A 5,793-nucleotide genomic window follows, 5' to 3' on the forward strand; every position below is an offset into this window, starting at 1 on the left:
AGCCGGCGCCGCCCGCACCGCCGAGCCTCTCCGCGACCCCGCCGGCCGTGCCGGTCAGCCTCGTCGCCGGCGGCGAGCCCGCCAACCTGCCGATCACCGTGCGGAACTCCGGCGGGACGGTGTCCGAGCCGGTGGTCGCCACGCTGAACCTGCCGCCGGGCGTGGCCGCGGTCCCGGCCGCCGACCGGTACGGCCACGAGCCGCTCGTACGCCTGAACGGGGCCCAGGGCGACACGGTCGACTGCCCCGGCGGCACGACCACCGTCGTCTGTACGAACGACCGCGGCCTGCGGCCCGGCGAGTCCGTGACGCTGCTGTTCCGCGTCGTGGCCGCGGAAGGCAGCCAGGGCGGCCGGATCACCGGCACCGTGATGGCCGGCACCACGATCAACATCCGGGTCTCGGTGCGGGTCGACGTCCGGCCGCCGGCCACGGTCGACGCGATCGTGCTGACCGCCGACTCCGAATGGCTGGGCCTGCTGCCCGGCATCTGGCTGCACCCGACCCTCGAGGCTCGGGTGGAGAACACCGGCACCAGCTCCAAGCCGGTCACGCTGACCGTCGACCAGCCGGCACAGCTGATCTACTCCGACCACGTGATGACCTGCGCGGTCAACGGTGGCACCAGATGCACCAGCACCACCGCGCTCGATCCGGGCGAGACGCTGACGACCGTGTTCGAGCTCGACCCCGACCCGTGGCCGGTCCGGTCGGACAGGTCGGGACGGACGGGCAAGCCGAAGCAGGTGCACGTGGGTGCGACGCTCGGCTCCGCGAGCGACAGCGAGATCGTGCAGCTGCACCACTGGATCTGGCCGCACCCGCCGGGCATCCTGGCGCCGTCCGGGCCGCCGTCGGTGTCTGGCCACTCGTCCACGGAGGCGACCACCGAGCCGCCGTCGGCGTCGCCGTCGGAGCCGGCCGGGCCGCCGTCGGAGTCGCCGTCCGGCACGTCGACTGAGCCAGAGCCGCCCGGCTCGACCACACCCGACCCGTCCGACACCCCGACCGGGCCGCCCTCGTCGACCGAGCCGAACCGGCCGCGGGCCACGGTTCCGCCGCTGCCGCCGGTGTCGCCGGAGCGGTCCGAGCCGACGCCGACGGAGGCGCCGCCGGCCGGTGACGGCGGGCTCGGCGGGCTACTCGGTTGGCTGCTCGGCGGCGGCCGGTAGGGGCCGTACGCAGCAACCGGGCGAACCGGACGAAGCCGGGCAGGGCCCGTCCGCGGGACTGATGCTGCCGGTCGCTGTGGGTCACCTCCCCATAGACTGCCGGCGTGACCGTCGTCGACTCCGTCCTCGCCCGGGTGCCGGAACCCGTGCGTGGCCTGCTCATCAAGCATCGCGAACTGCTCAAGTTCGCGGTCGTCGGCGGCACGACGTTCGTCATCGACAACGGCATCTGGTACCTGCTGAAACTGTCCATCCTGGAGGACAAGCCGGTCACCGCGAAGATCATCGCGATCATCATCGCGACGATCGTGTCGTACGTGCTGAACCGCGAGTGGTCCTTCCGCACCCGCGGCGGCCGCGAGCGCCACCACGAGGCCGCGCTGTTCTTCTTGATCAGCGGCATCGGCGTCGCGCTGAACTCGGCCCCGCTGTACATCTCGCGGTACTGGCTGATGCTGGAGGAGCCGCACGTGTCGCGGCTCGTCCAGGAGGTCGCCGACTTCGCGAGCGGGTCGATCCTCGGCATGCTGCTGGCGATGTTCTTCCGGTTCTGGGCGTTCCGGCGCTGGGTGTTCCCGGACGAGCTGGGCGGCCGCCGCCGCGGCAGCGCGGCCCCGGTCGACGACCCCGCCGAGGAGCTCGGCCACTCCTGAGATTGCGCTAGCGCGGGGACTTCTCCGCGGGCCAGCGCACGCCCTTCACATCGCCCGCCCGCGGCACCGGCAGGAACACCGTGAACGTCGCCGGGCGCTTGGTCGACAGCTCCAGCCGGCCGCCGTCGGAGTCGATCAGTGCGCGCGCCAGCGCCAACCCCAGGCCGGTCGAGCCGGCACCGGACACCCCGCGCTCGAAGATGTGCTCGGCCAGCTCGTCGGGCACGCCGCTGCCCAGGTCCGACACCTCGATGACCACCGACGGCCCGCTCGCGGCGCCGTCCCCGCGCGCGGCGAGCGTGACCGCGCCGGCGCCGTGCCGCAGGGCGTTGTCCAGCAGCACGCCGACGACCTCGCGCAGCCGGGCCGGCGACACCCGCGCCCACAGGCCCTCCTGCAGCTTCAGCTTGAGCGAGCGGCCCTCCGCCCGCAGCGGGGCGCGCCACTCGTCCGCGATGCCGAGCAGCTCGCTGCCCAGCTCGACCGGCTCGGCACCGACCGCACGTGCCTCGCGGGCCGCCGCCATCAGCTCGTCGAGCACGTCGGCGAGCCGCTCGGCCTGCTCGAGCGCGGCCCCGGCCTCGCGGGCGACGTCCTCGTCGGGCACCGAGGTGAGCTCCTCGATCCGCAGCTGCAGCGACGTCAGCCGGCTGCGCAGCTGGTGCGAGACGTCTCCGACCAGCTCCCGCTCCCGCTGCACGAGCTGCGCCAGCGCGGTGGCCGACTCGTCCAGCGCCTCGGCCACCGAGTCCAGCTCCAGCACGTCGTACCGGGTGCGGTCGAGCCGGAAGTCTCCGGCGCCGAGCCGGGACGCCCGGTCCGCGACGTGGCGCAGCGGGCGGGCCAGCCGGCGCGCGGTGACGCTCGCGACGAGGAACCCGATGCCGATCGTCGCGACCACCACGAGCGCGACGAGCAGCGCCACCTGCGTCTGGGTGGTGCGCATCGGGCCGGCGTCGATCGAGAGCCGCACGGTGCCGTGGCGGACGATCGGCACCGCCTCGCTGACCGTGTCCGTGCCCAGGTTCGGACCGTAGGTGAGCTCGCGGCCGGAGTCGGGCAGCGTGACGAGCAGGTGGCCGCCGGTCGGCACGGCGAGCCGCACGCTGGACAGGTCGAGCTCGCGGCCGGCCGCGGCCTCGTCGTCGAGAATGGCCGCGATCTGGCGGACGCGGCCGGCGAGGTCCTCCCGGGTGAGGCTCTCGACGATGGCGGTCGCGGTGTAGCCGAGTGGGATGCCCAGCAGGCACGCGGTGACGGTGACGGCCAGCAGGATCGCCAGCAGGACTCGGCGGCGCACGGCTACTCGGAGTTGAACCGGAAGCCGACGCCGCGCACGGTCGCGATCCGGCTGGCACGGTGGCCGAGCTTGCGGCGCAGCCACGACATGTGCATGTCCAGGGTCTTGCTGGTGCGCAGCTCCGGGCCGCCCCACACCTCGTCGAGGATCTCCTCGCGGGTGACAACCTGGCCGGCGCGCTGGATCAGCACGCGCAGCAGCTCGAACTCCTTGTTCGCGAGCGTCACCTCGTCGCCGTCGACGATCACCTGGCGGGCGGCGAGGTCCATCTTCACGCCGTTGACGTCGATGGTGCCCGGGGCCTGGCGGCGCAGCAGCGCCCGGATCCGGGCGAGCAGCTCGGCGAGCCGGAACGGCTTGGCGACGTAGTCGTCCGCGCCCGCGTCCAGCCCGACGACGAAGTCGACCTCGTCGGCGCGCGCGGTCAGCATGAGGACCGGGATGCCGCGCCCGGCGGCCCGCAGCCGCCGGCAGACGTCCAGGCCGTCGGTCCCCGGCAGCCCGAGGTCCAGCACGAGCAGGTCGACCCCGCCGCCGTTGGCCGACTCGAACGCGCTGTGCCCGTCGACCACGACGCGCACCTCGTAGCCCTCCCGGTTCAGGGCCCTCGACAGCGGGTCGGCGATCGCCGCGTCGTCCTCGGCCAGCAGCACCACACTCACGACCACAAGACTAGGCGTGACAGCATGCCGCCATGCCCACCCACGCTGATGATCTTTCCGTCGCGTTGCGACTGGCCGACGCCGCCGACGAGATCACCACGGCGCGGTTCCTCGCGGCCGACCTCGTGGTGGACCGCAAGCCGGACCGCACGCCGGTGACCGACGCGGACACCGCCGTCGAGGACGCGATCCGCGCCATCCTCGCTTCGGCGCGCCCGGCCGATGCCGTCCTCGGCGAGGAGCGGGGCGGTTCGCTGGGCGCGGGCCGGACGTGGATCGTCGACCCGATCGACGGGACGAAGAACTTCCTGCGCGGCGGACCGGCGTGGGCGACGCTGATCGCACTGGTCTCGGCGGGTTCGCCGGTCGTCGGCGTGGTCTCGGCGCCGGCGCTGGGCCGGCGCTGGTGGGCGTCGGCGGGCGAGGGAGCGTTCTGCTCGGTCGGCGGCGCTGATGGGCGCCGGCTGCGAGTGTCGGGCGTGCGGTCGCTGTCGGACGCGTACCTGTCCACGACGGACCTGAACACCTGGGGCGTGGCGCGGGAGCAGTACCTGGCGCTGGTGTCGGCGTGCTGGGAGAGCCGGGCGTTCGGGGACTTCTGGCACCACTGCCTGGTGGCGGAGGGCGTGCTGGACCTGGCGGTCGAGCCGGCCGCGTATGTCTGGGACCTGGCGGCGGTGCAGATACTGGTGACCGAGGCGGGCGGGACGTTCACGGACCTGTCCGGCCGACCGGGCTTCGAGCACGGCTCGGCCCTGGCGTCGAACGGCCACGTGCACGAGGCCGCGCTGGAGATCCTGAAGGGCTAGGCCGGCGCGTTGCTCGGGGTCGGCAGCAGGCCGACCGCGCCGCGGACGACCTGGGCCCAGGTGAGGCGGCCGAAGAGGTAGTGGCAGGCCACCTGCTCGTTGGTGAAGCGGGCCCAGTCGTAGCGGTTGCCCTGCTCGCGCCAGAAGACCTCCCAGCCGTAGCCGCCCTCCTCGTCCGGCTGTTCGTCGCGGACCAGGCACCACGCGTTCTCGGCCTCGGCGCCGATGGACACGATCCCCGACGGGACGCCCACCGCGGTCAGCCACTCGTTGATCGACTCGGCGTTCATTCCGCTGCCTCCTCGGGAGTGACTTCGGGTTTGACTTCGTGGGTGACGTCGGCCAGGTAGCCGAGGGCGACCAGCTCCAGTGCCGAGTGCGTGGTCCGGAAGCGGACGCCGCCGCCGGGCTGGGCGAACCACGCCGCCGACACCGCCCGCCACACCGGGAGCGGGCGCAGCACCCGATAGCGCCGGTAGCCGTCCTCGAGGTGTGCCGGCGGCAGCGACCGCTGCGCGAACGGCGTGCCGGCCGCGGCGAACACCCGACCCCCGACGCGACCGAACCGGTCGAGCTCGGTGCCCTCGTCGAGCACCTCGGCCTCGCCCTCCGCGCTGCCGCCCTCGGGGTACTGCTCCCCCGGCGGCCACGCGAACTCGACGCCCTCGCGGCTGATCCCGTGCGCGGTCACGCTGCCGAAGCGGACGAGGTAGCGCCGGTCCCAGTCGCGCTCGTGCTCGCCGCCGAGCGGGTCGTGCCCCTCGGCGAGCTCGGTGACCTGCGGTGCGTCGGCGGGCGACGGCTCGGACGGCTCCAGCGGGGTCACGCCCTCACGCAGCGCCGCTCGTCGCTCGGCGCTGTCGACGAGGTCGGCCCGCGGGTGGTCGCCGGGCTCGAACCGCAGGCCGGCGGCGTAGTCGAGCTCCACGGGTGGCGCGGGCAGCTGCCGGGCGGGCCGAACCGCGGCGACGGGAATGTGCCCGATGGGAAACATGTGCACCCAGAACAGGGCGAGCGTCTCGTCCCGCTCCTTGGCGGGCGCGGCCATCGCGGCCGGTGGGGCTGGAGGCATCGGCGGAACGGCGCCGCCGTAGCCGCCCCTGCGGGGTTCGGGAAGCAGGGCGTCGGCCGGGCGGGCGCCGGCTCCCGGCCCGCCTGGTGCGGGTCCGATGGCGCCGGGCGCGCCGGGTGCGGCAC

General features: G+C 74.1%; 6 protein-coding genes and 1 pseudogene. 3 read left to right on the forward strand and 4 right to left on the reverse strand.

The genetic code is table 11. The annotated features are described in order from the left end of the window. Together ACRDSK_RS31015 and ACRDSK_RS31020 are read left to right on the forward strand one after the other, a co-directional pair. Positions 1–1,172, forward strand: a pseudogene (locus ACRDSK_RS31015) (hypothetical protein); the annotation flags it as partial. A gap of 104 nt (positions 1,173–1,276) precedes the next feature. After that, positions 1,277–1,825, forward strand: coding sequence for a GtrA family protein (locus tag ACRDSK_RS31020; protein ID WP_431444948.1), 549 nt, complete (start codon positions 1,277–1,279; stop codon positions 1,823–1,825). A 7-nt stretch (positions 1,826–1,832) separates the two neighbouring features. On the opposite strand, the gene ACRDSK_RS31025 is transcribed toward ACRDSK_RS31020, so the two are convergent. Then, on the reverse strand, positions 1,833–3,125 hold the full coding sequence (locus ACRDSK_RS31025; RefSeq protein ID WP_431444949.1) for an ATP-binding protein: 1,293 nt from the start codon (positions 3,123–3,125) through the stop codon (positions 1,833–1,835). Positions 3,126–3,127: 2 nt separating this feature from the next. Next, the gene (locus ACRDSK_RS31030; RefSeq protein WP_431444950.1) at positions 3,128–3,787 is read right to left on the reverse strand and encodes a response regulator transcription factor; all 660 of its coding nucleotides are present in this window, start codon (positions 3,785–3,787) and stop codon (positions 3,128–3,130) included. Between the two features lie 32 nt (positions 3,788–3,819). Here ACRDSK_RS31030 and hisN point away from each other — a divergent pair, with 32 nt between their 5' ends. Then, entirely contained in the window at positions 3,820–4,596 is a 777-nt protein-coding gene (gene hisN / locus ACRDSK_RS31035) for a histidinol-phosphatase (protein ID WP_431444951.1), read from the forward strand. On the opposite strand, the gene ACRDSK_RS31040 is transcribed toward hisN, so the two are convergent. Both ACRDSK_RS31040 and ACRDSK_RS31045 read right to left on the reverse strand, forming a co-directional pair. After that, positions 4,593–4,886, reverse strand: coding sequence for a hypothetical protein (locus ACRDSK_RS31040; protein WP_431444952.1), 294 nt, complete (start codon positions 4,884–4,886; stop codon positions 4,593–4,595). The genes hisN and ACRDSK_RS31040 overlap by 4 nt on opposite strands. Then, positions 4,883–5,793, reverse strand: a 911-nt coding sequence (locus ACRDSK_RS31045) for a TNT domain-containing protein (protein WP_431444953.1), incomplete at its 5' end; no start/stop codon positions are given. The genes ACRDSK_RS31045 and ACRDSK_RS31040, both read right to left, overlap by 4 nt.

Origin of the sequence: Actinophytocola sp., assembly GCF_050699915.1 — a bacterium.
Lineage (GTDB): Bacteria > Actinomycetota > Actinomycetes > Mycobacteriales > Pseudonocardiaceae > Actinophytocola.